Genomic DNA, 26,692 nt, shown 5'->3' with positions numbered 1-26,692 from the left:
AATGATCGGCCCGTGCGCGGGAGCAGCGCTGGTGCTGCGGTCAGATCTTCCGGGCGACGAGATCGATCAGCGCCGACATCCCGTTATGTCCTTTGCCCTCGTGGATCTCCGCGTCGTAGGCCTCCAGCCGCAGCACCTCGAGGGAGGCGAACTCCTCCCAGAGCAGGGTTTCGGTGTACATATTCTCGGGATAGGGAGGCCCGCCCGTGCCGTATTCGATCTGGTCCGGCCGGTAACCGTGCAGCAGGAGGATGCCGCCTTTCCGCAAACTCCGCCGCAAGCCGTCGAACACGTCCTTCCGCTCATCGGGAGCGAGGAATTGGAAGAAGATGCCGGCCACCACGTCATAGACGTCGTGCTGCCAGTCCCACGCCGTGATGTCGCCGACGCGGTAATCGACCTCCACGCCACGCTCCTCGGCGAGTTTCTTGGCTTTCTCGACGGCGACCTCGGACCCGTCCATGGCGGTCACTTCCATGCCCCTCTCGGCCATGAACACGGAGTTGCGGCCTTCCCCATCGGCGATGGAGAGTGCCTTCCGGCCGGGGCGGAGATGCTGTGCTTCCCGCTGCAGAAATGCCGACGGTTCCGTGCCATAGAAATATCCGGGCTGCCGGAATCTCTCATCCCACATGATGCTGTCTCCTTGCCGCTATTGCCGATGTCGCAGCCAGCCTAACGCTCCTTGACGCCTTTGGCCGAACTTGATTGAACCCGGGACGGCTTGGCGGAGGAGGAGCGCGGGATGACGGTCACCGGCATGGTTCTGCTCGGCGCGTCGCTGCTCTTTGCCGTCCTCTTCTTCCATCCGAGCCTTCTCAAATCCAGCCGCTGGCGCGCGACGGTCACGCCCCTCGCCTCCATTATCGGATCGGGGTTCCTCGTCGCGGGACCGATCCTCGACCATACCGCAGGCGATCTCGCCTGGGCCGCCATGGCCGGCCTCTGCGCCATCGCCTACTTCTTCGGTGCGGCTATCCGGTACAACATCGTCCATGTCGAGCCGGAGCTGGAAAAGGGTAAGGCAGCCTGGAGCGTCACGACGATCGAGCGGACCGCCGATATCGCCCTGCTCCTCGCTTATTTCGTTTCCGTCGCTTACTACCTCAACCTCTTCGCGGCCTTTGGCCTCAGGCTCGACGACATCACCGCCCAGCTCTGGATCCGCGTGGGGGCGACTGTGGTCATCGCGGCTATCGGCCTGGTGGGACTGCGCGGCGGATTGCGGGCGCTTGAGCATCTGGAGCTCGGCGCCGTGGGACTGAAGCTCTCGGTGATCGGCGGTCTGCTCACGGCGCTGACCTTCGCGACCGTGCTGGCCGTCATGGATGGCAGCTTTGCCTGGGGAACGCCGACCCATCCGCGCGGCCTCAAGGAGGTCGAGATCCTGCTCGGGCTCATCGTGCTGGTGCAGGGCTTCGAGACCTCCCGCTATCTTGGCGCGGCCTACGATCCTGCCACCCGGGTGAAGACCATGCGCTGGGCCCAGTGGATCTCGACGGGCATCTATCTCGCCTTCATCCTACTGGTGACTCGCTATTTCACGGGCACGCTCCCGAGGGAAGGCGGCGAGACGGCGATCATCAACATGCTCGTGCCTCTGGGCGCCACCGTCGGGCCGATGATCATCGTCGTGGCCCTGGCCTCTCAATTCTCCGCCGCCGTAGCCGATATGAACGGGGCGGGCGGCCTGACCTCGGAAACCAGCAAGAAGCGTTTGAGCGTGGAGGTCGGCAACCTGCTCACGGCTGTCGCCGCCATCGCCATCACCTGGATCGCCGATATCTACCAGATCATCGCTTATGCTTCGAAGATCTTCGTGGCGTATTACGCCCTGCAGTCCCTGCAGGCGGCGCTCGCCGCCTGGCGGAACGGCCACCGCTGGCGCGCGGCGCTCTTCGCCATCGGCGTGGTGATCGGCCTTCTGGTCGTTCTGTTCGCGATCCCTGCCGAAGTTTGATCGGGAAGTCTGATCGGGAAGTCTGGTCGGAACGCCGTCCGCGGGCAGTTCGGGGGAGCCGCCGCCAGGACGTCCAATCGTGAGCGCCGTCGAATGCGCATTCTTGATTCATTTCCATAAGTCGAGTAGTCTCGACATATGGAAATGACAGACGCGATCGACGTTTTTTCGAGCTTGGCCCAGGAGACGCGGCTCGAGGCCTTTCGCCTGCTCGTCAGGCACGCCCCGGAAGGCCTGCCTGCCGGCGAGATCGCACGCGCTCTCGACGTGCCCCACAACACCATGTCGACCCATCTCGCCAATCTCGCCCGGGCCGATCTCGTCGAGGCGGAGCGGCACAGCCGCTCCATCGTCTATCGCGCGAAGCTTGGGACCGTCCGGGCTTTGGCGGCCTTCCTGATGAAGGATTGCTGCGGTGGCAAGGAAGAGATCTGCGCCCCGCTGATCGCCGAACTTCAGTCCTGCTGCGGCGCGGGCGCCGCCAGTCAGTAGGAGAAAGACGATGACCGACCGGATTTACAACGTGCTCTTCCTCTGTACCGGGAACTCCGCCCGCTCCATCATGGCGGAAAGCATCTTGCGTCGCGAAGGCTACGGCCGCTTCCAGGCCTTTTCCGCTGGCAGCCAACCCAAACCGGTAGTGAACCCGCTGGCGTTGAAAGTGTTGGAGAGCTTCAACTATCCGACCGATGGGCTCCACGCGAAGAGCTGGGAGGCGTTCGGCAAGCCGGGCGCGCCGGTGATGGATTTCGTCTTCACCGTTTGCGACAACGCCGCTGGCGAGGCCTGTCCCGTCTGGCCGGGCCAGCCCATGACGGCCCACTGGGGCATCGAGGACCCGGCCGCCTTTGACGGCGCGGCGTTCGAAAAGGAAGCCGCCTTCGTCACGGCGCTCCGGTACCTGCGTAATCGTATCTCCATCTTCACCGCCCTGCCCATCAAGAACCTCGACGCGGTCGCCTTGGGTAATCGCCTGCGGGAGATCGGCGAGACCGAGGGCAGCACGACGCGCCGCGAAAGCGCATAGGCGGAACGTCCCGTCGTCAGATAGAGAGAGCACCCCTCATGCCATTCTTCGAACGCTGGCTGACCCTCTGGGTCGCCTCTGCATCGTCGCCGGCATCGCCCTCGGCCATCTCTTCCCGGGCATCTTCCAGGCCCTGGGCGATGCGGAGATCGCCAACGTCAACCTGCCCGTCGCAGTGCTCATCTGGCTGATGATCGTGCCCATGCTGCTGAAGATCGACTTCGCAGCCCTGTCGGAGGTGAAGGAGCATTGGCGCGGCATCGGCGTCACGCTCTTCATCAACTGGGCGGTGAAGCCGTTCACCATGGCGGCGCTGGCCTGGTTCTTCATCGGCTATCTGTTCCGGGACCTTCTGCCGGCGGCCGAGATCGACAGCTATATCGCTGGGCTTATCATCCTGGCCGCTGCCCCGTGCACAGCCATGGTCTTCGTCTGGTCCCACCTGACCAAGGGCGAACCCCACTTCACCCTGACCCAGGTGGCCCTCAACGACGCCATCATGATCTTCGCCTTCGCGCCGATCGTCGGCCTCCTGTTGGGTCTTTCGGCCATCACCGTGCCGTGGGAGACGCTGCTCCTCTCTGTCGGGCTCTATATCGTGGTGCCCGTCATCGCGGCGCAGGTCATCCGCGGCCAAGTGCTGCGCCACGGCGGCGAAGCGGCCCTCGCCAGTCTGCTGAACCGCATCCAGCCCATCGCGCTCTCCGCGCTTCTCGCCACTTTGATCCTGCTCTTTGCATTTCAGGGCGAGCAGATCTTGGCCCAGCCTTATGTTATCGCGCTCCTGGCCGTGCCGATCTTGATCCAGGTCTATTTCAATTCCGGCCTCGCCTATCTGCTGAACCGGATGACCGGCGAGCAGCATTGCGTGGCTGGGCCATCGGCGCTCATCGGCGCGTCGAACTTCTTCGAGCTCGCGGTGGCCGCCGCCATCAGCCTCTTCGGCATCCAGTCGGGCGCGGCGCTTGCGACCGTCGTCGGCGTGCTGATCGAAGTGCCGGTCATGCTGAGCGTCGTTGCCATCGTCAATCGCACGAAAGGTTGGTACGAGCGCGGAGCCCGCCGCTACGTCGCTGCGGACCAGACAAGCTAATTCGCCGCACCCGCTCGCGGAAATGTCATCGCCAGCGTCGTCGTAAGATGCGGACGGCAAGCCTAGTTAATCGGGACCGTCAATCGAATGGGGGAGTCCCATGGTGGAGTCGTCGAACCCCGAGCCTACCGCTCGTCAGGATGGAAGCCGCTACGCGCTCTCCAATCTCTTTCGTACCAGCATGCTGCCGCGCCTCGCGCTTATCGGCGTCGTCCTACTAGCACTCGCCGGCGCGTTCGCAGCGACCGCCGGCTGGTTGTCGCCCCAGCGCCTCACGCCGGAGAAGATCGTCGCTCGCTTTGAGGAATATAACGGCGTTCATCCCGGTTTCCGGCGCAACCATGCCAAAGGCGTCTGCGTCAGCGGCGTTTTCGAATCGAGTGGTGAGGGTGCCGCGATCTCCAGAGCGTCGCTGTTCAGACCCGATGCGAGCGTGCCCGTCTTCGGCCGCTTCGCCCTCGCCGGCGGCAACCCGTTCATGGCGGATAGCCCGGCCGCGGTACGCAGCCTGGCGCTCAACTTCGCCCTCCCCGATCGAGAGCTTTGGCGCACGGGCATGAACGACATCCCCGTCTTCCCGGTGAAGGATGCGCAAGGATTTTATGACTTCCTCGCCGCCACCCGGCCCGATCCCAAGACCGGGAAGCCGGACCCGGCGAAGATGGAGGCGTTCCTGAAGGCTCATCCGGAAGCCCCTGCGGCGCTGAAGCTGATCACGGGCCGGCAAATGGCCGAGGGCTTTGCTGACGCGACCTACAATTCGCTCAACGCGTTCGAGTTCGTCGATGCTCACGGCACCGAGACACCGGTTCGTTGGTCGGTCATGCCCGTGGATCCTCCCAAGCCGGACGCTGCGCCGGAAGAGGGCGAGAACTACCTGTTTGATGCGCTGGCCGGCGAGCTCGAATCCGCACCTCTGCGGTGGCGGCTGGTGGCGACCGTGGGCGAGCCGGGCGACTCGACCAGCGACCCGACAATTCCTTGGCCGGACGGCCGGCGGAAAGTGACCCTGGGCACCCTTACTCTAGACCGGGTCGAGGATGAGGAGCACGGCCCCTGCCGCGACGTCACCTTCGATCCGCTTATCCTGCCCGACGGGATCGCCTCCTCAGACGATCAGATCCTGAGCGCCCGCTCCGCCGCCTACGCGGTCTCGTTCCGTGAGCGCGAAGGCGAGACGAAGGAGCCGAGCGCGGTCGAAATCGCCAATCCCGGGAGCGACGCCAAATGATCACGGAAACCTTCCCCGCCATCTCCCGCGTCTTTCATTGGCTGATGGCCGTCCTGATCCTGGCGATGCTGTTCATCGGCATCGGCATGGTCGCTTCCCTGACCGACTATCACTGGCTGGTCTCCATCCATAAGCCGCTCGGGATTCTGATCCTTATCCTCACGGCCATCCGGCTGATCAACCGCCAGCTCAATCCGCCGCCGCCTCTGCCGGCCGATTTGCCCGCGCCCATCCGGGCCGCCGCAATCGGTTCTCATCTCTTGCTCTACGGATTGATGTTCGCCGTGCCGCTGGTCGGTTGGGCGATGCTCTCGGCGGGCGCCTATCCTGTCTCGCTCTTCGGCGCTTTTGTGTTGCCGCCTATCGCACCCCACGACCCGACCCTCTATGCGGCGCTGCGAACGACCCACACCGTACTGGCGCTGTTGTTCTTTGCGGTCATCCTCGCCCATATCGGCGCGGCCTTGCTCCACGGACTTGTCTTCCGCGACGGCGTCTTCCATAGCATGCCGCGCTGCACCGAATAAAGCCGCCGAAAGAAAGGACCGCATGACGAAAGCCACCATCTATCACAATCCAAAATGCGGCACGTCCCGCAACGTGCTGGCCATGATCCGCAATGCCGGGATCGAGCCGACCGTCATCGAATATGTGAAGACCCCGCCCAACAAGGCAGAGCTGAAGACACTCATCGCCGATGCGGGGCTCACGGTGCGGGAAGCCCTCCGCCAGAAGGGCACGCCCTACGAAGAGCTTGGTCTAGGCGATGAGAGCCTGACCGACGATCAGCTTCTCGATGCGATCGAAGAGCACCCGATCCTGCTGAATCGGCCCTTCGTGGTGACGGATCTTGGGACCAAGCTCTGCCGCCCCTCGGAGACGGTGCTGGATATCCTACCGGGACAAAAGGGCGCCTTCGCCAAAGAGGATGGCGAGGCTGTGGTCGATGAGAAGGGGAACAGGGTCCGCTGACGGGACGGCGACGGCCGGCCTCTAGCCGAGGACCGGCTGTCCGACTGCGCCCAGCGCTCGGCGCTGACGCCGGCGGCCCAGCCTGACGAGCGCCTTGCGGCGGAAGCGGCGGAGTCTCGGATAATCGATCGACAGGATGGCGAGCCCCATTGGGACCGTGAAGACGGGGCCGGGCGGCGTCGGCAGAATGCCTGCGATGATGATGGTCAGCGCCATGCCCACACGCACCGCTTTCCGGCGCGGAACGCGGACGCGTCGGCTGCCGACCCGGATGTAAGACGGAGCTGGTTTCTCCGAATGGCTCATAACGTGAATGACCCTCGCATGGCACGACCGGATTCCGGTCTCGAAATGCCCCCGCCCACGACACCTAATCAAGACCGGTGACTAAAGCGTGACCGAATTTCTATCGATTCCCGCCAAAGATGACGATAACGGGGCATCGCTTGTCGAGATGTAAACATGGCGCAGGGAACTGGGGGTCCGAGCGCGCCAGTGCCGCGAGCTTGCGGAGGGTGCGCACCGTCCCCCGCAATCGCCTCCTCGGCCTGCCGGCATCCTAGGCCGCGGCGGCTTCCTTGCCCTGGGCGTCGAGCGCGGCGAAATCGTCGTCGGAAAGCTCCAGCGAAGCCGCCGCGACGTTCTCTTCCAGATGCTTGACCTTGCTGGTGCCCGGGATGGGCAGCATCACGGGACTGCGCTTCAAGGTCCAGGCGAGCGCCACCTGGCTCGGGCTTGCGTCCAGCCGCTTGGCGATGCCGTCCAGCACGGACCCGTCCTTGGCGAGATCGCCCGCGGCGAGCGGGAACCAGGGAATGAAGCCGATCCCCTGCTTCTCGCAGAAATCGAGGACGTCTTCGCTGCTCCGGTCCACGAGATTGTATTTGTTCTGGACCGTGACCACGGGGAAATGCTTCTGCGCCTGCTTGATCTCCTCGACGGAGACCTGGCTCAACCCCACATGGCGGATCCAGCCCTCTTTCTGCATTTCTGCGATCGCTTGGAATTGCTCTTCCGCCGGCACTTTCGGGTCGATGCGGTGGAGCTGCCAGAGGGCGATCTGCTCGACCCCCAGGCGGCGCATGCTCATCAGCACGCATTGCTTCAGATATTCCGGCCGGCCGAGTTGTTCCCAGATCGCCGGTCCGAGGCGCGTGAAGCCGCCCTTGGTGGCGATCACCATGTCTTTGTACGGATAGAGCGCCTCGTGAATGAGATCCTCGCTCACGAACGGGCCGTAGCTGTCCGCCGTATCGATGAAGTTGACGTCGAGTTCCGGCAGGCGCTTAAGCACGCGCTTGGCCTCTTCCGGATCTTGTGGATCGCCCCACACGCCTTGACCGGTGATGCGCATGGCGCCGAAGCCCAGGCGGTTGACCGTGGTGTCGCCGATTTTGAATTTGCCGGAAGCGGCCGCCGATAGTGTCGTCGACATGGGCTATCTCCTCGGAATACTCGGTGAACGATGCTGTTTGGGTGGGCGGTTGCCGCATGGCGCGGACCGGCTCTGCTCCACAGGTAGGCATCGGCCGGACGCCCCGCAATGGTGTTGCGGTCTTCCGGCGCGGCGCGAGGCGTTTGGCGGTGAGGAGTCCTTCCGAGGCTCTGACCCTTCCGCCTCACCAAGGGAGCGCGAGAGCGGAAGGGTCAGCCAAGCGGCGCCGTTCGGTGACGGCAATGAGGGCGCCGCCCAAAGCGAACCGATCAGAAGAACTTCAGGTAGCGCTCTTTCTCCCAGTCCGAGACGTGGTTCATGTAGGCGAGCCATTCCTGGCGCTTGAAATCGAGCCAGGAAGAGAACATCGCCTCGCCAAACACCTGTTTCGAAAGCGGGTCGGCCTCAAAGGCGTCGAGCGCCTCCTCCAGGGTCTTGGGCAGCATCTCCACGCCCATGGCGGCCAGCTCGGCTTCCGATTTCAGGTACATGTTCTCGGTGTGGGGCTCGCCTGGATCGAGATCGTTCGCGATACCGTCCAGCCCTGCGGCCAGGACCATCGCCCCGCCGAGATAGGGGTTGCAGGAGCCGTCCGCGGCGCGCAGCTCTACCCGCTTCCCCTCGAGAGGAATGCGCAGCGTGTTGGTCCGGTTGTTGTCGCCGTAGCAGCAGAAGATCGGCGCCCAGGTGAAGCCCGACATCGAACCCTGCTTCACCAGCCGCTTGTAGCTGTTCACCGTTGGCGCAACGACGGCGCAGATAGCCGGCAGATGCTTCATAACGCCGGCGATGAACTGGTAGCCGAGCTTGGAGAGATTATTGCCCCGCGGATCGTGGTCCGTGGCGAACAGGTTGTCGCCCGACTCAAGATCGTAGAGCGACATGTTGTAATGGGCGCCGCAGCCGCTCCGCTCGCTTAAGGGCTTGGGCATGAAGCTGGCGAAATAGCCGTGCTTCCGCGCGATCTCGTTCGCCATCATGCGCAGGAAGACGAAATTGTCCGCCATCTCCAGCACCGGGAAATAGGTGAAGTCGAGCTCCACCTGGGCGACGCCGTCCTCGTGGTCGAAGGAATAGAGGCCCCAGTCGAAACCTTCGACGGCTTCTACGATGTCCCGCAGCCATGCCTTGTTGTCGAGCAGCCGCACCAGGTCGTAGCAGGGCTTGTCGAGTTGGGGCCGCTTCGAGACAGGCTCGAACCCGCCGTCGGCGGTGTCCTCGAAGACGAAGAACTCCGCCTCCATGCCGAGATTCATGCCGAGTCCCCGCTCGGCGGCCTTCTCCAGGGTGCGCTTCAGGATGTTGCGGCTGCCCGCTTCGAAAGGCCGGCCTTCGCAGCGCAGGTCGGACGCGAACCAGGCCACCTCCGGATCCCACGGCAGAATCTTCACCGATGCCGGATCCGGCACCGCGGCGACTTCCTCGTCGCTGACCTCCTGGGGCACGCCATCGAGGGCCGCCCCGGTGAACAGCTCCGAGCCTTCCATCATCCGGTCGTAATGATGGATCGGCACCATTTTCGCTTTGGACACGCCGTGCATGTCAGCGAAGCTGGCGGCAAGATATTTCACGCCGGCTTTTTCGAGCGCGTCCTTTGTCGAGTAGGCTTTCGTCACACTGATCTCCCTCGGAATTGTCTGCCTCTGGCCCCCTAAAGAGCTCCGCCTAGAAGAATTTCAGATACCGCGCCCGCTCCCAGTCTGAGACGTGGTTCATGTAGGCGAGCCACTCCTGACGCTTGAAGCCGAGCCACGAAGCGTGCATCGCGTCCCCGAAAACCTCCTTGGTAAGGGGATCGGCCGCGAACGCATCCAGCGCGTCGTTGAGCGTCTTGGGCAGCATCTCGATTCCCGCCGCCTCCAGGTCCGCAGGCGTCTTGAGATACATGTTCTCCGTATGGGGCTCGCCGGGATCGAGTTCCTGCTCGATCCCCTCCAGCCCCGCCGCCAACACCAGCGCGGCGCCGAGATAGGGGTTGCATGCGCTATCTGCCGCTCGCAGCTCCACACGTTTTCCTTCCAGGGGAATGCGCACCGTGTTGGTCCGGTTGTTGTTGCCGTAGCAGCAGAAGATGGGCGCCCAGGTGAAGCCCGACATCGAGCCCTGCTTCACCAGCCGCTTGTAGCTATTCACAAACGGTGCCACGACGGCGCAGATCGCCGGCAGGTGCTTCAGGACCCCCGCCGTGAACTGGTAGCCGAGCGTGGAAAGGTGGTTGCCCCTGGGGTCGTCGTCAGACGCGAACAGGTTGGCGTCGGACTCCAGATCGTAGAGCGACATGTTGTAATGGGCGCCCGATCCCGCCCGGTCGTCAAAGGGCTTCGGCATGAAGCTGGCGAACGCCCCGTGCTGGCGCGCGATCTCGTTTGCCATCATGCGGAAGAAGATATAGTTGTCGGCCATCTCCAGGGCGGGGAAGAATTTGAAGTCGAATTCGACCTGTCCGATCCCGTCCTCGTGGTCGAACGAATAGAGTCCCCAGCCGAGGTTGTTCATCGCTTCGGCCAGAGGCCCGAACCACGCCTTGTTATCCAGCAGCCGTGCCAGATCGTAGGCCGGCTTCTCCAGGTGATGGCGCCGGGAGACCGGTGCGTAGCCGCCGTCCGGCGTGTCCTCCAGGACGAAGAACTCAGCCTCCATGCCGAGATTCAGCCCGTATCCCTGATCTTCGGCTTGCGCGAGCACGCGCTTCAGAATGTTTCGGCTGCCCGCTTCGAACGGCTTCCCTTCGCAGCGCAGATCAGACGCGAACCAGGCCACCTCCGGATCCCAGGGAAGGATCTTGGCGGACGCAGGATCCGGCACCGCGGCCACCTCTTCGTCGCTCACCTCCTGAGGTACGCCGTCCAGCGCTGCCCCGGTGAACAGCTCCGATCCTTCCATCATGCGGTCGTAATGATGGATCGGGACCATCTTGGCTTTCGACACGCCATGCATGTCGGCGAAGCTCGCCGCGAGGTACTTCACGCCCGCAGCTTCGAGCGCATCCTTGGTAAGCGGGGGAGTGGTTGTCTGGCTCATGGCATCCCTTCGTTTGCCGGGACCATCCCGGGGCTTGACGACCAAGGGCGTAGCAACCGGCGTGCCAGGAGCGAGATCAATTAATTCATTAATTAATGTCGCCTCCACCTCCGCTTTGCCCGGAATTTCGGCAGCAACTGCCCATTGAGCGGGCGGTGTGAATTTCGCAGTCACATTCGGTGGAAATTCGCCGTCGCTTCGCTAGGGTGGAGGCCAGTGGGCGGAAACGGAATGCACGGCAAGAACGTGAGAACGATCACAGGCGCCGGTCAGCCGGCGGCGACGGAAGCCGGACGCGCGTCGGCGAAGAAGCGTGACGGGCAGCCGCCGGCAAGTGGACAGGCGACAGCCACCAAGGCTCAAGTCTCGAAGCCTCAAGTCTCGAAGCCTCAAGTCTCGAAGCCTCAAGTCTCGAAGCCTCAAGGCTCGGAATCTCAGCCGAAACGACAGCCGGGCAAACCTGCGCCGCCGCCGGGCAAAGACAAATCCGCGGGCCGCAGCGGAGCGCGAGCCTCGAAGAACGCCGCCCGTATCCGCGATATCGCTCTGGATCTCTTTGCCCAGAAAAGCTTCTCGGCCGTGACCATCAAGGAAATCGGCCAGGCCGCCGGCCTGAACACGGCGATGATCTACTACTATTTCGACGACAAGGAAGATCTCTTCCGCGACACGGTCGAAACCGCCGTGCAGCGCGCCATGGAGGCCTTCGAGTCTCGCCGCGCTCCCGAGGGCGACCCCGAAGCCGTGGTGACGAATTGGCTCGAGACCCACATCGAGCAGATCGATCTAATCCGCAAATTCGTGAAGATCAGCGTGGACTATGCGAGCTCGGATGCCCGGGTCGACAGGATCGACGAAGCTATCAAGCGGTTCTACGAAGGCGAGCATCACATTCTTGCCGACGCCTTGCGAACGCGCACGGGCGAACGCTTCACCGATTCGGAAATCGATCGGCAGATCGAGCTCTTCTCCACCTATCTTGACGGCGTAATGGTCCGATCCATCATCGCACCGGGCTTCGATGCGGAAGCCGCCATCCGTAGCTTGCTGGACTACATTCTGACGATGATGCGCGGCTCGGGCGGATAGCATCGTCTCCGCGCCACCCGCCATTCTGCCCGTCGAGGCCATTTTTGCCCATCGAGATTGAGCGCCAACGAAAAAGGCCTGACGCGGAGCGCCAGGCCTTTTGAAGCTTCGGGGGCTCGCTGAGCCGAACCGGCCGCCTAGTAGCGGAACCAGAAGGGCCCGCCGGTCCTGCGGCGCTCGCGCCGCCGTGGCTCGTAGCGCGGTTCGTAATACCGGCGCTGTTCGTACTGATACTGGGGCCGCGGGCTGGCGCTGACCGGCCGGGCGGCTGGCTTGCCGGGATCTTCGGCGAGCACGACATAATCGGCGCCTTCCGGCAGGGCCGCCGTATTGATAGCGGTATCGGCGACGATCAGGGACGAGCCTGGCGTCAGACGCTCCGAAATCCACTGGCGGGCGTCTTCCGGAATCTCCACCCGGTCCAGAGCCGCATAGGGATCGCCGCCATTGGTGCTGACAGCCATCCAGCGGGTCTTGGTATCGCCGGACGAGAAATTCATCGCGGTGAACACATGGGTCCCCAGATCGGTAGCCGGCATTGTGATCTCGGCCGGCACGTCGTAGACCCGGTCGAATTCCCGGCGCACGAAGAGGTGGCCGTTGGGCGGCGTATCCTTGCCGTTGGCCTTGTAGATCGCGCTGACGACGTCATCAGTCACCGCGCCAGACGGCGGCATGTCGTGGTCGCGCTGGAATTCCTTGATCGCATCGATGGTCAGGCTGCCGAACGTGCCGTCGAACATCTGAGGCGTCAGATAGCCCAGATCGGCCAGCTGGAACTGCACACCGCGGATGCGGTCGCGCTTGGTGGCCTTGGTGATGAGGATGCGAAGCGGTGCCTCGTTGCGCGGCTCGGCCGCTGCGACCGCGGCGCCGAGACCGCCTTCGTTCAGCTTCTGAGCGGCGAACGACATCGGGCGGTCGACATCCACTGCGTGGTCGCTGTCGACGTCCTCCGCGGCGGCCTGATCGGCATTGGCGACCTGATAGGGATCGATGGCGTGAACGCTCGCCGGAGCCTTGTCGGCAGCACCGGCGGCATCGTCGGCCGGCATCTTGGCATTGGCGAGGATCACGGGGCTAGCCGCATTGGCGAAGCTTTCGTTGTCGCTGCGCTCCAGTCCGGCCTTCTGCTTGTCCCGGTCGGCCTTGGAGACGACGGGCGGGGTCGGCATGGGCATCGGCTGGAACAGCTTCGGATGCTCGATGATCTGCGGTTTCGGACGATCGCGCGAAACCACGACGTTCTCGCCCACTTCCGTCATTTCGAAGAGCTTGGGCGCGAAGCTATACGGCAGACGAATGCAGCCATGAGACGCCGGATAGCCCGGGAGCGCACCGGCATGAAGCGCCGTGCCCGACCAAGTCAGGCGCTGCATCCACGGCATCGGCGCGCCGTTATAGAGATTGGAATAATGCTTGCGCTTCTTCTCGAGCACGCTGAACACGCCGGCCTTCGTCGTATGGCCCCGCATGCCCGACGACACGCTCGAGCTCGTGATCAGCTCGGTGCCCCGATAGATGTCGACCTTCTGCGCGTCGAGGCCGACGATCAGGATCATCGGCTCGTTGCTCGCGGCGGCCTCTTCGACCGGGTCGGCCTTCTTGTCCGCCGCGAAAGCCTTGTCGTGCATCGGCACCAGCGAAATTGCGGCCGCCAGCATGCCCGCCGAGGCAAGGGAACCGATATTGCGATAGCTGCCGTTTCGGGCGGCCCGGATAGCCGCTTCAATCACCGTCATGCGTCCTAACACCCCAATCCCTCCAGACCCGCTTTGCGCGAGGGAAACTAAACTCGTGACTCATGGCTCGAATGTGAAGACCCATTCTGTCTTCAAGGAATCTGACGATTCCCGGATCTTTCCGGTCCAGACGCTTTCTCCACCCCTGCAGCGAGACGCAAGTTACGGAAAACTTTTACAATCTGGACACAATCGTTCCTCTAAACAATTGCATATCCATGTGAACGAGACCTGAACGGCACCGTTCCCCGAGCAAGAAACTTTCTCCTTGTTTCCTTCTAGCAACAGTTGTTGCGGCCCCGTCGGACCCGCACTGCCCGAATCGCATCCGCGGCGTTCGACCTCGCGCAACTTGCACCGACACGCCCTGCTGTGGGAGGAGAGAGCCAATCCGGGGCGGGGTTGCAGAGCGAACGCATAGGGAAGTCATGCTTCAGTTCCTGGAAAATGAGATCTACGGCAACATCATCACGCTCTGGATCATGGCGGCGATCATCATCGCCGTGACGGCCAGCGCCCTGATGGGCTTGCGGATCGTGCTGCTGAAGCGGCTCCCGAAGCCGCGCCCGGAGGCCGACATGGCCTGGGCGCACATCTTCGCGGACCTCGTCGAGCGGCTTTCTACGATCTTCATCGTGATCGCGTCGATCTATGCGGGCAGCACGGTGCTCGCGCTTCCGAACGCATCGGAAGACCTGATCGAGACCGTCTTCGTGATCGCGCTCTTCCTGCAATGCGCCCTGTGGGCCGACCGCATCGCGCGCGCAGGCCTTGTCTGGCGCTTCGCCTCCACCAGGACGAAGGCGCCGATCCGCAGTGCGATCTCCCTGATGCAGGCCCTGGCGCGGGTGACCATCTGGTCCCTGGCGCTGCTCCTCATCCTCGACAATGTCGGCTTCGATATCACTGCCCTGATCGCCGGTCTGGGTATCGGCGGTGTCGCCGTGGCGCTCGCCGCCCAGAACGTGCTCGGAGACCTGTTCTCGTCTCTTGCCATCGTGCTCGACCGCCCCTTTGAGGTGGGCGATTTCATCGTGTTTGGCGACCAGGCCGGCAATGTCGAGAAGATCGGCATCAAGACCACCCGCATCCGCAGCCTGTCCGGGGAGCAGATCGTCTGCGCCAACTCCGATCTCATCACCACGCGGATTCACAACTACAAGCGCATGGCGGAGCGTCGGATCGTGTTCGCGGTCGGCGTGGTCTACGACACCCCGCCGGATACTTTGGAAGCGATCCCCGGGATTATCGAGGAGGTCATCGAGAACGCCGACCGCGCCCGCTTCGACCGGGCTCATTTCGCCTCCTACGGCGATTCCTCCCTGAATTTCGAGGTGGTGTTCTACGTCCTGAGCGAGGACTACAACGTCTATATGGACGTGCAGCAGGCGATCAATTTCGGCATCTTCCGCGCATTCGGCGAACACGGGATCGATTTTGCCTTCCCGACCCGAACCCTGCATCTGCAGGCCCTCGATTCAGCGCTTCAGAAGGCGGGCGGCCGCGTTCCGGTCCATCTCCAGCCCGCCCTCGACGGCGCTGGCGAGAAGCGGCAATCGCGGGCCTGACAGGCTGTCCGCCCTCCGCAAAACCGCTTGCCTTGGCGGTTTTCGCCCCATACATCGGAAAAGGGCCGGGACGCCGCGAACGGCGCGCCCTAGGCCGGCTGGGTGATCGCGTAGACACGATCCCCACCGAATTCCGAGGGAGGGAATGGATGTTGGCTATCTCGCAGGCGCCGCGGCGCATTGGTCTTCGGGCGGCGGTTATCGGTCTTGCCGCGACGCTTCTCGCCGGTTGCGGCATCAACACCATCCCGACACTCGAAGAACAGGCCAAGGCCGCCTGGAGCCAGGTCGAGAACCAGTATCAGCGCCGGGCCGATCTCATCCCCAATCTCGTGGAGACAGTGAAGGGCTCCGCCGCCCATGAGCGCGACGTGTTGACCGACGTTGTCGAGGCCCGCGCCAAGGCGACCCAGATGCAGATCCCCGACGACATCACCACAAATCCGGAGGCCTTCCAGAAATTCCAGGAAGCCCAGGGCGAGCTTTCCTCCGCTCTCGGCCGGCTGCTGGTCGTGGTGGAGAACTACCCGGACCTGAAGGCCAACAAGAACTTCGTCCTGCTCCAGTCTCAGCTCGAAGGCACGGAGAACCGGATCGCCGTCGCCCGCCGGGATTATGTCGAGGCGGTCCGCGCCTACAACACCGAGCTTCGCACCATCCCAGGCCGCTGGTGGCGCGCTCTGATGTATCCCGACTCAGAGCCCATGCAGAACTTCTCCTCCGCGCCGGAAAGCAAAGAGGCTCCCAAGGTCAGCTTCTAGCGGAGGCGGAATCGGAGGGTCGCCATGCCGTATCGTGGCCGGCAGCTGTTCCCGAGAACGCTCCAGATCGCAGGCCTGCTCGCAGCGCTTCTTACGCTCGCTTGCCTCGTTCCGGCAGCAGCCCAGCAAGCCGGGATCGAGTTTCCGGCCCTGACCGGCCGTGTCGTGGATGACGCGAACCTGCTCGATCCTGCGCAGGAATCCTCTCTAACGGCCAAGCTGAAAGCCCTCGAGGACGAAACCACCGACCAGCTCGTGGTCGTCACCCTGCCGAGCCTGCAGGGTCAGAACATCGAAGACTACGGCTATCAGCTCGGCCGCCATTGGGGCATCGGCACCAAGAAGCTCGATAACGGGGCGTTGCTCATCGTGGCGCCCAACGAGCGCAAGGTGCGCATCGAGGTGGGCTACGGACTCGAAGGCAAGCTGACCGACATCCTCTCCCAGATCATCATCGACAACAGCATCCTGCCCCGCTTCAGGAATGGCGACTTCCCCGGCGGCATCGAGTCCGGCGTCGACGACATCACTCTCGCCCTCACCGGCCACAAGGATGAGCTCTATCAGCGCGCCGTTCCGCCGAGTCATGGCGACAACGAGGTGGACTGGATCAGTATCATCGTCTGGATCGTCATCATCCTCTATGTGATTTACATGCTCCGTGGCGGACCGGGGCTCGGCACAGGCGGCGGACGCCGGTCGAGCTGGGGCGGATCCAGCAGCGGCGGCGGGTTCTCCGGCGGGGGAGGCTTCTCCGGCGGTGGCGGCAGCTTCGGCGGTGGCGGCGCCTCGGGGGGCTGGTAGACATGAGACGGAAAGCGAAAGGGCGGCCGTCGTGGCGAAGCTAGACTTCACCCAGCAGGAACGGGCGGAGATCGCGCAAGCCATCTCCCGTGCCGAATCCCGCACCTCGGGCGAGATCGTCGTCATCGTCACCGATGCGTCCGACGGCTATCGCTCCTTCACGGTGCTCTGGTCCGCGCTGATCGCCCTGGCCGTGCCCCTGCCGTTGATGATCTTCACCGACTGGGGCCTCGATATCGTCTATTCAATTCAGCTTTTCACGTTCCTGGCGCTCCTGCCCATTACACAGGTCTTGCCGATCCGCATGGCCCTGGTTCCGCGCAGGATCAAGCACGCCCGCGCCCACGCCAAGGCGTTGGAGCAATTCCTTGCCCAGAACCTCCATACGACCATGGGGCGAACGGGCGTCCTGTTCTTCGTCTCGGTGGCCGAGCGTTTCGCCGAGGTGATCGCCGATGAAGCCGTCTACGAGAAGGTCGAGCCGCAGACCTGGAAAACCATCATCGATGGCTTCACCGCCCGCATCGGTCAGGGCGACCGGATCGATGCCTTCAATGAGGCGATATCAAGCTGCGGAGACGTCCTGGCCCGGCATTTCCCGCCGGGCGGCATGGAATGCGATGAACTGCCGAACCATCTGATCGTGCTCGATGGCGCAGCTCCGAGCAGTAGCGGCCCCGTCCGCGCAAGAGGACTGTTCGGCTGGGTCATGTTCGACTGGGCGACCCAGCCCTTCTACACCCTGGTCGTAACCTTCCTCTTTGCGCCCTATTTTGTGAACGGCTTCGCGGCGGAGCCGATCCTCGCGGCGAGCCTCTGGGGCTATGCCACCGGCTTCGGCCAATTGTTTGCGGCGCTCCTTGCCCCAATCCTGGGTGGCTACGCGGATAGCCATCATCAGCCGCGCAAGCCCTGGATCGCGCTCTTCTCCGCCGTGCTTATCGTCAGTCTTTGCGTTCTATGGCTTGCCGATCCCGTCCACCCCGATCGCGCTATTCTTATCCTTGTGGCGTTCGGCATAGCGCTGATGGCTGCCGAGCTCGCCACGGTCTTCAACAACGCCATGATGCCGGACCTCGTGACGGGCCGCAGCCTGGGCAAGCTCTCCGGCACCGGATGGGCCGTCGGATATGTGGGCGGCCTCGTGAGCCTGGTCATCGTCGCAGGCCTCCTCGTCTCCGATCCCGCGACAGACAAGACCCTACTTGGCCTCGATCCGCTCCTGCCCCTCGACGCGGCGTCACGAGAAGGCGACCGTCTCATCGGCCCATTCTCCGCCTTGTGGTATCTTGTCTTCGTCCTGCCGCTCTTCTTTTTCACGCCGGATCGTCCCCGCCGCGAACGGAAAGCCGCGCCCGTGCCGCAGCCCGGCCTTTACACCCGCCTGCGCCAGCTCGTGAAGGACCACCCCCAGACCGCTCTCTTCCTTCTGGCCCGCATGCTCTACGCCGATGGCCTGGGCGCCATATTCGCCTTTGGCGGGATCTATGCGGCCAGCGTGTTCGGCTGGCAGGCCGCCGAAATGGGCGTGTTCGGGATCATCCTGGTCGTCACCGCGGCGCTCGGCGCTTGGATCGGCGGGCATCTCGACGACCGCTTCGGGCCGAAGCGGGTCATCGCCGCCATGCTTCTTCTGCTGATCGTGGGTACCGTCGGTGTGCTCTCCATCGACAAGGACGAGATCCTGTTCGTCCTTCAGGTGCCGCCCAAGGAAACCGGTGCAGCCCTTTTCGCCTCGGCTGGCGAGAAGGCCTATCTCGTCTTCGCCATGCTCATCGGCATCGCATCCGGCCCCATCCAGGCCGCAAGCCGCACGCTCATGGTGCGCGTGACGCCAGCCGGTCAGATCACCGAATTCTTCGGCTTCTTCGCTTTCTCGGGAAAGGTCACCGCCTTTGCGGCCCCGCTCGCCATCGGCGCGGTGACCTATCTCGCCGACAGCCAGCGCGTTGGCATCGCCACCTCCGTGGCGTTCCTGCTCGCAGGCCTCTGGCTACTGATGAAGGTCAGGCTGCCGGCGAGTGCCGCGGGCTAATGGCGGAAGTGCCGCAGACCGGTGAACACCATGGCGAGGCCGAGCCGATCCGCCGCTTTGATCACCTCGTCATCGCGCATGGAGCCGCCCGGCTGAATGACCGCCGTGGCGCCGGCTTCAGCAAGCACCTCGATGCCGTCGGCGAAGGGGAAGAAGGCATCCGAGGCGACCACGGCGCCCTCGGTCAGTCCCTCTTTCAGGCCCAGCGCTTCCGCCGCGGCTTGCCCTTTGCGGAAGGCGACGCGGGTCGAATCCACCCGGCTCATCTGACCTGCACCGATCCCCACCGTTGCCCCGTCCTTGGCATAGACGATGGCGTTGGACTTCACATGCTTGGCGACCGTGAAGGCGAAGATCATGTCGGCGAGCTGCACCTCGCTCGGCTGCGCCTTGGTCACGACTTTCAGATTCGACGGATCGAGGGTCCGGTTGTCCCGGCCCTGCACCAGGAAGCCGCCGGCCAGCGACCGGAAGGTCAGCCCGGCCTCGCCCGGATCGGGGAGCCCGCCCGCCAGCAGGAGCCGTAGATTCTTCTTCTGGGAGATGATCTCCTTCGCTTCGTCGCTTGCATCGGGGGCGATGATCACCTCCGTGAAGATCTTTACGATCTCTTCTGCAGCGTCGGCGTCCAGCGGCCGGTTGGCGGCAACGATGCCGCCGAACGCGCTCACCGAGTCGCAGGCGAGCGCTTTCTCGTAGGCCTCATGGAGAGTGGCCGCCTGAGCCACGCCGCAAGGATTGGCGTGCTTGATGATGGCGATGGCGGCCGCCTTTTCCGGGTCGAACTCCGCCACCAGCTCGTAGGCTGCATCGGTGTCGTTGAGATTGTTGTAGGAGAGCGCCTTCCCCTGCACGAGCTCTGCACTCGCCACCCCGAACCGCTTCTCGCCGGTCTTGTAGAACGCGGCATCCTGATGGGGGTTCTCGCCATAGCGGAGCGCCGAAGAGAGCTGTCCCGAGAATGTGCGGGTTTGCGGGGTGTCGTCGCCGATCTGCTCGGCGAACCAGCGCGAAATGGCCGCATCATAGGCTGCTGTATGGGCATAGGCCTTGGCCGCCAGCTCCTTGCGCAGCGAGAGCGGCGTCGCGCCGTCGTTTTCGTCCAGCGCCGTCAGCAGCCGCGCGTAGTCGCCCGGCTCGACCACCACCGCGACTCCGTCGTGGTTTTTCGCCGCCGCCCTGATCATCGCCGGCCCGCCGATATCGATATTCTCCACTGCCGTATCGTAATCGGCGCCGCCCTCCACCGTCTTCACGAAGGGATAGAGATTGACCGCGAGCAGATCGATGGCGGGAATGTCGTGACTTTGCATGGCGGCCGCGTGGTCCGCATCGTCCCGCTTGGCCAGCAATCCGCCATGCACCTTCGGATGCAGGGTCTTCAACCGCCCGTCCATCATTTCCGGGAAGCCCGTGAGGTCTGAGACGTCCTGGACTTCCAGTCCGGCCTCCTTCAGCGCCCGGGCCGTGCCGCCGGTGGACACGAGTTGCACACCGCGCTCCGCGAGGCCGCGAGCAAGGTCGACAAGCCCCGTCTTGTCGCTGACGGAGAGAAGCGCGCGGGCGATCTTTCGCTGGTCCATATGGTGGATAGTCCCAGAAGGCTGGAAGGCAGAACCGGAGGCCGGAAAGGGGCGGTTATCACGAATCCGGGAAGCGGCAAAGCCGGGCGCGCTCCCGCGCCCGGACAAATCGGCTCACCGCCACAGCAGGCGTCGCCCTTAGACCAGCTCTGGAGTGCGTGCGGCTGTCTCTGCGGTCCGCCTTGCCGATGCGCTGACCCGCTCGATAGACCACGATATCCGCGTTTCCTTGTCGCCGACGGAGCCTGAGAGCACCACCTGCAGGCTGTCCCGTGGACCCCGCTCGTCGCCGAAATAGAGGCTGGATTCCAGCCCCACCTCCTTGGCATTTGAGGAAAGCTGCCAAACCTCGCCGTTCCGCAAGACGAGCTCGATGCTCCGCCCGCCCGGCATCAGGGAGGCGCGCACCTCCGGGTGCAGGTGGAAGCGGACCGCAAAGGTCAGCGGCCCCACGGGCACGCCCTTCGCGCGCGGACCGACCGGGCTCAGGGTGTCCCGCCCACTGACAAGGGCGCCAGTTGCCGCCAGCACGATCTGGCGCGAATGGGCCAGTCCGAAGGTCTTCTTGTAGCCTTCATGGCGGCCTTTCAGCTCCAGAGCCTCGCCTTCGTCGATCACTTCGCCCGAGACCTCCGGCGGACCGATCAGCGTGGCGTCGGCCCGCACCGGTGCGGATTGTCCGGCACGCTCGAACAGGCCCGAGGAGTCCTCTTCCACCGTCACCGTGGAGTGAGCGGACGTCGCCCGGGCCGTAGCGGCGAATTCGCTGTTTTCCGGACCGGGCGCGCCGCAATTGACGATGACGGGATGGCCGTCGACCACCAGCTCAAAGGACAGGCAACCGGCTGCTGCTTGGCGGCTCACGGTGATCGGCGGCGCGGCGCCGATATCCGCCAGCAGCACCGAGCTGCCCCGCTCGAGCCGACCATATTTCCCGACGGTCGCGGCGCGGGGCGGGTGGGCCTGTGCCTCGTCATAGGCCAGCAGGGTGGCCAGCGCGTCGGAAGGGGTCGCACCCGTCCCGTTGAACCGGCCGAGATCCCCGTCCCGGAACCGGAAGAAGCGCAACGCGGTCATGGCCCTGTCGATCGCGCTCGTGAGTTCCTCCGGCGGCGTGTAGTCCCGCGCGACGAAGCATTGCCGCAGCGGCAGGAGATCGAGCAGCAGCTCCACCAGAACGATGGGATTGCGTGAGATATGGCTGCCATCGGGGAGAATCTGCCGTTCCAGCTCCTTCGCAAGCGGGCGCGTGTATCGCTTGGTCACGGCCTGCTGCTCGGCGATGCAAAGCCCGCCATAGACCAGCGCCATGACCGAGACCAGCCGCGGCGCACCGTCCGGCGCCTCCCGATGGGTGGCAGACAGGTAGCGAAGATGGCTGGTCAGCTCCCGCATGAACCCGTGATAGGCGTCCGCATTTTCCGTATCCAGCACGACCATGCAGTTGGCGAGCCAGGAGATCACCCGGCGGGCCACAACGTCCGGCCGCCATGCGAGCCCCGTGAAGCTGCGATTCTGCTTCACCCACTCGGTGAACAGGGTTCGCGCCTGCTCCTGGGCCAAGGCGTTGCCGGCGGCCCTCAGATTGCGCAGCCAGCCGAAGCCGTGCAGCTCGCGCGCCCACGCCTCCGACGGCGCCATGATGGCGAACGGCGAATGGCTCCCGATCACCGCATGGGTGCCGGCCAATCCGAAATGTCCGTTGTAGATCTCGGTCGAAAAGCTGGGGTCAGCAGTGCGCAAATCTTGCGGCGCAAGCAGAAGTTGTTCCGCTTCGCTGCCCGGATACCGCAGCCTGGCAACCCCACTCAGCATGAGCCGGCGAAACGCGCCGGGTCCGCGATAGGATTGACCGCCGCTCACCATGCGCCCCTGCACGGCGAGAAGTTCAGCCCCCATCGTACGTCTTCCCTACTCGCTCCGGGACCCGCTACCCCTAGAGGTTCCCCGAAACTCGAGATGATTGTCGAAGCTTCCATGACGGTTATCAAGACTAAATTCCGTGCGCTCCAAAGACTTTCCGTTTCCAATAAGAAATAGGTATCGAACCCGGTACGAACCAGGGGAGATCCTGAGGAAAACCTGTGGATATAATCGGGATAAAGACTTGTCGTCTAGCTTGCGAGCACCAGCCGCGCGGCGAAAAAGCCATCCATGCCGCCGAGTTCGGGGGCATCCATCTTGAAGCTTGGGGGAAGAGTTCGGAGTGTGCCCGTCTGAGTTATCCAGGCGGAATGGCCGAAAACCTCATCGGGCTGGATCCGATCGATGTGCAGCCTGCCGTGGGTGCTTAGGAGGGAAGCGATCTGTCCCTCGCCCTCTTCCGGCTCCAGCGAGCAGGTCGAATAAACAAGCGTGCCGCCGGGCTTCAGCAGCTTCGCCGCGTTGTCTAGCAGCCGCCTCTGGAGGTTCACCATCGACGGCAGATCCTCTTCCGTCTTCAGATAGGCGATATCCGGATGGCGGCGGATCGTGCCGGTCGACGAGCAAGGCGCATCCAGCAGGATCGCGTCGAACCGCTCCTCCGAATACCAGGTGGCCGCGTCGCCGAGGGCCGTATCGCAAGGGAGGTCGAGGCGCTTCAGGTTTTCCTTCAGCACCTTCAGCCTGTTTTCGGAGATATCGAGCGCGAGCACCGATGCGCCGGCGGCGGCGAGTTGCGCGCTCTTTCCGCCTGGCGCGGCGCAAAGATCGAGCACCCTCTTGCCCGCGATGTCCTTGAACAGCTTCGCCGGGAGCGATGCGGCGAGGTCCTGCACCCACCAGGCGCCTTCGTCATAGCCCTCGATCGCCTCGATGCGGCCCTTGGGGATCAGCCGCACGCCGCCGCCTGGAAGCACGTGGCCGTCCAGGCGCTTCGCCCATCCCTCCGGATCGCTCTTGACGGTCAGGTCCAGCGGCGGCTCGAGCATGTTCAGCTCGGCGATAGCCCGGGTGTTCTCTTCCCCGTAATATCTCGACCAGCGCTCCCACAGCCAATCGGGCGTATTCACCTTGGCCGCGTCCATCTCGTCCGCCAGCGCCTTTCCCTGCTGGGAGACCTTGCGCAGTACGGCATTGGCCAGCTTGTCGAAGCGTTTCGCCTGGGCGTCGTACCGGGTGAGCGTCACCGCCAGATCGATCGCCGCGTGGGCCGGGGTCTCCAGCAAGACGAGCTGCGCCGCCGCCGAAAGCAGGATGGCATAGAGCGTGCCGGATTTCGGCGGAAAGCCTTTCTCCAGGAACCGCAGCAGGATGGCGTCGAGCTGTCCCTTATGGCGCAGGCTCGCCATGACGATGGCCCGGGTCAACGCCCGGTCTCGCGGCGGCAGATTGGCCATGTGCCCGGTCGAAAGCGATTTACCGAGTGTGAGATCCAGCGGCTGTTTCTTCACGAGGATCGCCGTCAGAACATCGGCCGCCGCCCGGCGGGCTGCCAAACCGACCTGGGCGTCGCTTGCGCGGGCCTCGCTTGCTCTGGAGGGTGCTGCTGGGGATGCCATCGGAATCGCTTTTTTTGAACTGCAAAGGAGAGGAGCGAACTGCTCCGCCATCGGGCCACCGCGGTCAACCCCCAAAGGGTCGCCCCTCCAAGGGTCCTCTCCCGTATGTCTGGGCCTGCTAACCCCAAGGACCGCGAGAGGAAGGACCACGAGAGGAAGGACCGCGGCCGCGGGTCTCGTTCCCCCAGGGGCCGGAATAAGTCTCGCCGGCCGGCGCATCGATCGGCTCCGCCGCGCGCGTTCCAGTGAGCCCCCATTCCCTTGCGTACTCGTTGAGACGGGCGATGCGGTTCTCGACATTCGGGTGGGTGGAGAAGAGATTGTCCATCCGCGCGCCGGAGAGCGGGTTCACGATAAAGAGCGAGGCGGAAGCCGGATTGCGCTCCGCCTCACGGTTCGGAATACGGTGGGCGGCACCCGCGATCTTCTGCAGCGCCGAAGCGAGCATCAGCGGCGCCTTGGAAATCTCGGCGCCCATCCGGTCCGCCTCGTATTCCCGGGTCCGGCTGATGGCCATCTGCACGATACCGGCAGCCAGCGGCGCCAGGAAGATCATGGCCAGGGTTCCGATCAGCCCCGCGCCGTTATTGTCCCGCCCACCGAAGAACAGGCCGAAATTCGCCAGCATGGAGATGGCACCGGCGATCGTCGCCGTGATGGTCATCACCAGCGTGTCGTGATTTTTGATATGCGCCAGCTCATGGGCCACCACGCCGGCAAGCTCCTCCCGCGACAGAGTCCGCAGGATGCCGGTGGTGACCGCCACCGTGGCATTCTGAGGATTGCGGCCCGTGGCGAACGCGTTCGGCTGCTCGTTCTGCATCACATAGACCTTGGGCATCGGAAGCCCGGCAGCCTGGGAAAGCTCCCGGACCATGCCGTAGAGCTCCGGCGCGGAGCCCGCATCTACCGGCTGCGCGCCATACATGCGCAGCACCATCTTGTCCGAATTCCAGTAGGCGAACAGGTTCATGCCCGCAGCCACCAGGAAGGCGATGACCATTCCGCCCTGACCGCCGATCAGGAAGCCCACTCCCATGAACAGCGCGGTGAGCGCCGCCAGAAGCATCGCCGTTCTCAAATAGCCCATCACAGCAGTGAATCTCCTCGAGAAACGCCGGAAAACGCCTGTTCCGGCACACCGATATGTTGGGTGGGCCGGTCGCGTTCTCAAGAGTTTACGAAGCGCCCAGCATTCTGAGTTCGCTCGGAAAAAATCGTTAGGGCCGCGCTTACCTTAACGGTTGGTCAAGGTGCGGCAGCGATAGTGATCCGAACAATTTACGGAGTTGCTGCTCATGTCCGCGTTAGCCCTTTCGTCCACGGTCACCGAAGTCGATTTCAGCGAATTCAGCCTCAGCACGTCCGAGCGCGAGCTCGTCCGGGCGAGCTTCAACCGGCTGGAGCCGGCAGCCGAGCTTGTCGGCATCCTGTTCTTCCTTCGCCTGTTCGATGTCGACCCGTCGATGCGCAATCAGTTCGAGGGCCCGATCAAGCCGCACGCCATCAAGATGATGTCCACGATGAGCCTGGCCGTCATTTCCCTGAAACAGCGCCAGGGCGCCAAGTCGGCCCTGCGCCTGCTCGGCACGCGCCTGCGCCAGAAGGGACTGAAGGCGGACGACTACAACACCATGGCCGACGCGCTGATCTGGACCCTCGAGAAGTCCCTGGACGACGAGTTCACCTATAGCGTCCGCCGCGCCTGGAAGGTCTATCTCTCCCAGATCACCAGCGTCATGGCTGCGGCCTAAACAGTCTGCCGTGCCTCGGTGTCCTCAAGCGGGGGCGCCGGCGGCGCCGCGCTGTGCCGGGGCCGCAGGCGCCGGGAGAGCAGCAAAGCGGGCTTCTCGATCAGCCGGAAGTAGATAAACGCCGCGACGATCGAGGCTGCGAGCGAGACCGCAAGCGTCACCAGATCGCCCGCCAGGCCCGGAACCCGACCGCCTAAGAGCTTCGCCACCACGGCGAGGCTCAACACATGGGTGAGATAGAGCGAATAGGAGATCGTGCCGAGGAAGCTCAGCGCGCGACTCGTCACCCAACGTCCATCCGCTTCCAGGAACATCAGCCCGGCGACGAGTGCCGTCGCCGGCAGGCCGTAGAGCAGCGTCCGCGCGGGCTCGAACGCCTCCGGCGGATGCAAGCCCACGATGCCGACGCTCACAACGGCCACCCCCGCGAGCGCCGCCGCCCAGATCCCGGGCATCCTGAAGCCCGACAGGTAGAAATGGGCGATCAGGATGCCGAAGCAGAACTCCAGCAGGATCGGCTGGGTGAAGAACCACGCCACGCTCTGGCCCTGGGGCAGGTCCAGCAGGAACCCGACGATCACTAGGGAGGCGAGGGCGCAGCAGATCAGGGCGGACCGGCTCGCCGGCAGGATCACCAGCGCGATCGCCATCACAACGTAGAACAGCATCTCCAGGCACAGGGTCCAGCCGGGCTCCAGCATCGGAAAGATCGATCCGTCCCGCAGGATCGTGGGGACGAAGGCAAGCGAGAAGAAGAGGTCGCTGCCCTCCCAGGCGAAGCTCCGGAAGGCGGAAGGCATCACGATCGTCGCTACGGCGAGCGTCAGGATGATGGACCAATATGGCACGCCCACCCGCGCGAACCGTCCCAGCATGAAATCCGACCCTGAAGTCGGCTTCTGGGTCGCGATGGTCAGAATGAACCCGCTGATCACGAAGAAGATGTCGACGCCGGCCTCGCCGATTCGCACGGCTTCCGGGGAAATTCGGCCGCTGCCATAGCCCGCGACGAACCCGCAGGCGTGAAACACGAGCACGCCGAGCGCCGCAATGCCGCGCAGGTAATGGATCGACAGGAAGGTTTTCATGCCTGTTACTTGGCAAGATATGCGCCAAGCACGGAGGCGCAGAAAGC

Annotated in this window: 23 protein-coding genes and 1 pseudogene; 13 read left to right on the top strand and 11 right to left on the bottom strand. The window is 64.0% G+C overall.

The genetic code is table 11. The features are described 5' to 3' along the window. Positions 1-40 precede the first annotated feature (40 nt). A complete protein-coding gene (locus A7A08_RS05435) occupies positions 41-634 on the bottom strand; it encodes an SAM-dependent methyltransferase (protein WP_069094498.1) in 594 nt (197 codons plus the stop codon). Positions 635-745: 111 nt separating this feature from the next. Here A7A08_RS05435 and A7A08_RS05430 point away from each other — a divergent pair, with 111 nt between their 5' ends. From A7A08_RS05430 to arsC, 7 genes and pseudogenes are all read left to right on the top strand, one after another. After that, positions 746-1,960: a hypothetical protein gene (locus A7A08_RS05430; protein ID WP_069094682.1), complete on the top strand. Its 1,215-nt coding sequence runs from the start codon at positions 746-748 to the stop codon at positions 1,958-1,960. A gap of 138 nt (positions 1,961-2,098) precedes the next feature. Beyond that, on the top strand, positions 2,099-2,452 hold the full coding sequence (locus A7A08_RS05425; RefSeq protein WP_069094497.1) for an ArsR/SmtB family transcription factor: 354 nt from the start codon (positions 2,099-2,101) through the stop codon (positions 2,450-2,452). A 10-nt stretch (positions 2,453-2,462) separates the two neighbouring features. Beyond that, on the top strand, positions 2,463-2,987 hold the full coding sequence (locus A7A08_RS05420; RefSeq protein WP_069094496.1) for an arsenate reductase ArsC: 525 nt from the start codon (positions 2,463-2,465) through the stop codon (positions 2,985-2,987). A 38-nt stretch (positions 2,988-3,025) separates the two neighbouring features. Further along, positions 3,026-4,080, top strand: a pseudogene (gene arsB / locus A7A08_RS05415) (ACR3 family arsenite efflux transporter). 100 nt (positions 4,081-4,180) lie between these two features. Continuing rightward, on the top strand, positions 4,181-5,311 hold the full coding sequence (locus tag A7A08_RS05410; RefSeq protein ID WP_083226483.1) for a catalase family peroxidase: 1,131 nt from the start codon (positions 4,181-4,183) through the stop codon (positions 5,309-5,311). Continuing rightward, on the top strand, positions 5,308-5,838 hold the full coding sequence (locus tag A7A08_RS05405) for a cytochrome b (RefSeq protein ID WP_069094495.1): 531 nt from the start codon (positions 5,308-5,310) through the stop codon (positions 5,836-5,838). The genes A7A08_RS05410 and A7A08_RS05405 overlap by 4 nt, the downstream gene beginning before the upstream one ends. Positions 5,839-5,860: 22 nt before the next feature. Continuing rightward, positions 5,861-6,283 (top strand): arsenate reductase (glutaredoxin), encoded by a 423-nt coding sequence (arsC, locus tag A7A08_RS05400; RefSeq protein ID WP_069094494.1) that lies wholly within the window; start codon positions 5,861-5,863, stop codon positions 6,281-6,283. Between the two features lie 21 nt (positions 6,284-6,304). Here the strand turns inward: arsC and A7A08_RS05395 are convergent, their stop codons facing one another. The 4 genes from A7A08_RS05395 to glnT (A7A08_RS05380) all read right to left on the bottom strand — a co-directional run bounded on the left by A7A08_RS05395 (position 6,305) and on the right by glnT (A7A08_RS05380) (position 10,739). Next, positions 6,305-6,499, bottom strand: coding sequence for a hypothetical protein (locus A7A08_RS05395; protein ID WP_169822927.1), 195 nt, complete (start codon positions 6,497-6,499; stop codon positions 6,305-6,307). A 343-nt stretch (positions 6,500-6,842) separates the two neighbouring features. Next, the gene (locus tag A7A08_RS05390) at positions 6,843-7,718 is read right to left on the bottom strand and encodes an aldo/keto reductase (RefSeq protein ID WP_069094492.1); all 876 of its coding nucleotides are present in this window, start codon (positions 7,716-7,718) and stop codon (positions 6,843-6,845) included. A gap of 269 nt (positions 7,719-7,987) precedes the next feature. Beyond that, the gene (glnT, locus tag A7A08_RS05385) at positions 7,988-9,334 is read right to left on the bottom strand and encodes a type III glutamate--ammonia ligase (protein ID WP_208430574.1); all 1,347 of its coding nucleotides are present in this window, start codon (positions 9,332-9,334) and stop codon (positions 7,988-7,990) included. 49 nt (positions 9,335-9,383) lie between these two features. Then, positions 9,384-10,739, bottom strand: a complete 1,356-nt coding sequence (gene glnT, locus A7A08_RS05380) for a type III glutamate--ammonia ligase (protein ID WP_069094490.1) — start codon at positions 10,737-10,739, stop codon at positions 9,384-9,386. A gap of 231 nt (positions 10,740-10,970) precedes the next feature. Between glnT (A7A08_RS05380) and A7A08_RS05375 the strand changes: the two genes are divergently transcribed. Next, positions 10,971-11,828 carry a TetR/AcrR family transcriptional regulator gene (locus A7A08_RS05375; RefSeq protein ID WP_083226482.1) on the top strand — a complete coding sequence of 286 codons (858 nt, stop codon included), beginning with the start codon at positions 10,971-10,973 and terminating at the stop codon, positions 11,826-11,828. A gap of 137 nt (positions 11,829-11,965) precedes the next feature. Here A7A08_RS05375 and A7A08_RS16155 read toward each other — a convergent pair whose 3' ends face one another. Continuing rightward, a complete protein-coding gene (locus A7A08_RS16155; RefSeq protein ID WP_069094489.1) occupies positions 11,966-13,570 on the bottom strand; it encodes a L,D-transpeptidase family protein in 1,605 nt (534 codons plus the stop codon). Positions 13,571-13,998: 428 nt separating this feature from the next. Here A7A08_RS16155 and A7A08_RS05365 point away from each other — a divergent pair, with 428 nt between their 5' ends. From A7A08_RS05365 to A7A08_RS05350, 4 genes are all read left to right on the top strand, one after another. After that, on the top strand, positions 13,999-15,138 hold the full coding sequence (locus A7A08_RS05365) for a mechanosensitive ion channel family protein (protein WP_069094488.1): 1,140 nt from the start codon (positions 13,999-14,001) through the stop codon (positions 15,136-15,138). Positions 15,139-15,287: 149 nt separating this feature from the next. Then, on the top strand, positions 15,288-15,899 hold the full coding sequence (locus A7A08_RS05360) for a LemA family protein (protein ID WP_069094487.1): 612 nt from the start codon (positions 15,288-15,290) through the stop codon (positions 15,897-15,899). 24 nt (positions 15,900-15,923) lie between these two features. Further along, complete coding sequence (locus A7A08_RS05355; RefSeq protein WP_069094486.1) at positions 15,924-16,703, top strand: TPM domain-containing protein; 780 nt, start codon at positions 15,924-15,926, stop codon at positions 16,701-16,703. A 31-nt stretch (positions 16,704-16,734) separates the two neighbouring features. After that, positions 16,735-18,738, top strand: coding sequence for an MFS transporter (locus tag A7A08_RS05350; protein WP_245290823.1), 2,004 nt, complete (start codon positions 16,735-16,737; stop codon positions 18,736-18,738). Here A7A08_RS05350 and purH read toward each other — a convergent pair. The 4 genes from purH to htpX all read right to left on the bottom strand — a co-directional run bounded on the left by purH (position 18,735) and on the right by htpX (position 24,893). Further along, a complete protein-coding gene (purH, locus tag A7A08_RS05345; RefSeq protein WP_069094485.1) occupies positions 18,735-20,321 on the bottom strand; it encodes a bifunctional phosphoribosylaminoimidazolecarboxamide formyltransferase/IMP cyclohydrolase in 1,587 nt (528 codons plus the stop codon). The genes A7A08_RS05350 and purH overlap by 4 nt on opposite strands. A 138-nt stretch (positions 20,322-20,459) precedes the next feature. Further along, entirely contained in the window at positions 20,460-22,220 is a 1,761-nt protein-coding gene (locus tag A7A08_RS05340) for a heparinase II/III family protein (RefSeq protein WP_069094484.1), read from the bottom strand. 215 nt (positions 22,221-22,435) lie between these two features. Continuing rightward, the gene (locus A7A08_RS05335; protein ID WP_069094483.1) at positions 22,436-23,803 is read right to left on the bottom strand and encodes an RsmB/NOP family class I SAM-dependent RNA methyltransferase; all 1,368 of its coding nucleotides are present in this window, start codon (positions 23,801-23,803) and stop codon (positions 22,436-22,438) included. 118 nt (positions 23,804-23,921) lie between these two features. Beyond that, on the bottom strand, positions 23,922-24,893 hold the full coding sequence (gene htpX / locus A7A08_RS05330; protein ID WP_069094482.1) for a zinc metalloprotease HtpX: 972 nt from the start codon (positions 24,891-24,893) through the stop codon (positions 23,922-23,924). A 208-nt stretch (positions 24,894-25,101) separates the two neighbouring features. Here htpX and A7A08_RS05325 point away from each other — a divergent pair, with 208 nt between their 5' ends. Then, on the top strand, positions 25,102-25,557 hold the full coding sequence (locus A7A08_RS05325; protein WP_141693852.1) for a globin domain-containing protein: 456 nt from the start codon (positions 25,102-25,104) through the stop codon (positions 25,555-25,557). On the opposite strand, the gene A7A08_RS05320 is transcribed toward A7A08_RS05325, so the two are convergent. Beyond that, positions 25,554-26,645 (bottom strand): acyltransferase family protein, encoded by a 1,092-nt coding sequence (locus A7A08_RS05320; RefSeq protein ID WP_069094480.1) that lies wholly within the window; start codon positions 26,643-26,645, stop codon positions 25,554-25,556. The genes A7A08_RS05325 and A7A08_RS05320 overlap by 4 nt on opposite strands. Positions 26,646-26,692 lie beyond the last annotated feature (47 nt).

This window comes from Methyloligella halotolerans, from assembly GCF_001708935.1.
Lineage (GTDB): Bacteria > Pseudomonadota > Alphaproteobacteria > Rhizobiales > Methyloligellaceae > Methyloligella > Methyloligella halotolerans.
The sequence above is the reverse complement of the archived record's forward strand: the minus strand, read 5'-3'. Positions and strand labels throughout refer to the sequence as shown.

Bases quoted from the DNA above. Each gene is read 5' to 3' on its own strand.
- A7A08_RS05435 (WP_069094498.1), bottom strand. From the start codon at position 634: ATGTGGGATGAGAGATTCCGGCAGCCCGGATATTTCTATGGCACGGAA.
- A7A08_RS05430 (WP_069094682.1), top strand. From the start codon at position 746: ATGACGGTCACCGGCATGGTTCTGCTCGGCGCGTCGCTGCTCTTTGCC.
- A7A08_RS05425 (WP_069094497.1), top strand. From the start codon at position 2,099: ATGGAAATGACAGACGCGATCGACGTTTTTTCGAGCTTGGCCCAGGAG.
- A7A08_RS05420 (WP_069094496.1), top strand. From the start codon at position 2,463: ATGACCGACCGGATTTACAACGTGCTCTTCCTCTGTACCGGGAACTCC.
- A7A08_RS05410 (WP_083226483.1), top strand. From the start codon at position 4,181: ATGGTGGAGTCGTCGAACCCCGAGCCTACCGCTCGTCAGGATGGAAGC.
- A7A08_RS05405 (WP_069094495.1), top strand. From the start codon at position 5,308: ATGATCACGGAAACCTTCCCCGCCATCTCCCGCGTCTTTCATTGGCTG.
- arsC (WP_069094494.1), top strand. From the start codon at position 5,861: ATGACGAAAGCCACCATCTATCACAATCCAAAATGCGGCACGTCCCGC.
- A7A08_RS05395 (WP_169822927.1), bottom strand. From the start codon at position 6,499: ATGGCGCTGACCATCATCATCGCAGGCATTCTGCCGACGCCGCCCGGC.
- A7A08_RS05390 (WP_069094492.1), bottom strand. From the start codon at position 7,718: ATGTCGACGACACTATCGGCGGCCGCTTCCGGCAAATTCAAAATCGGC.
- glnT (WP_069094490.1), bottom strand. From the start codon at position 10,739: ATGAGCCAGACAACCACTCCCCCGCTTACCAAGGATGCGCTCGAAGCT.
- A7A08_RS05375 (WP_083226482.1), top strand. From the start codon at position 10,971: ATGCACGGCAAGAACGTGAGAACGATCACAGGCGCCGGTCAGCCGGCG.
- A7A08_RS16155 (WP_069094489.1), bottom strand. From the start codon at position 13,570: ATGACGGTGATTGAAGCGGCTATCCGGGCCGCCCGAAACGGCAGCTAT.
- A7A08_RS05365 (WP_069094488.1), top strand. From the start codon at position 13,999: ATGCTTCAGTTCCTGGAAAATGAGATCTACGGCAACATCATCACGCTC.
- A7A08_RS05360 (WP_069094487.1), top strand. From the start codon at position 15,288: ATGTTGGCTATCTCGCAGGCGCCGCGGCGCATTGGTCTTCGGGCGGCG.
- A7A08_RS05355 (WP_069094486.1), top strand. From the start codon at position 15,924: ATGCCGTATCGTGGCCGGCAGCTGTTCCCGAGAACGCTCCAGATCGCA.
- purH (WP_069094485.1), bottom strand. From the start codon at position 20,321: ATGGACCAGCGAAAGATCGCCCGCGCGCTTCTCTCCGTCAGCGACAAG.
- A7A08_RS05340 (WP_069094484.1), bottom strand. From the start codon at position 22,220: ATGGGGGCTGAACTTCTCGCCGTGCAGGGGCGCATGGTGAGCGGCGGT.
- A7A08_RS05335 (WP_069094483.1), bottom strand. From the start codon at position 23,803: ATGGCATCCCCAGCAGCACCCTCCAGAGCAAGCGAGGCCCGCGCAAGC.
- htpX (WP_069094482.1), bottom strand. From the start codon at position 24,893: ATGGGCTATTTGAGAACGGCGATGCTTCTGGCGGCGCTCACCGCGCTG.
- A7A08_RS05325 (WP_141693852.1), top strand. From the start codon at position 25,102: ATGTCCGCGTTAGCCCTTTCGTCCACGGTCACCGAAGTCGATTTCAGC.
- A7A08_RS05320 (WP_069094480.1), bottom strand. From the start codon at position 26,645: ATGAAAACCTTCCTGTCGATCCATTACCTGCGCGGCATTGCGGCGCTC.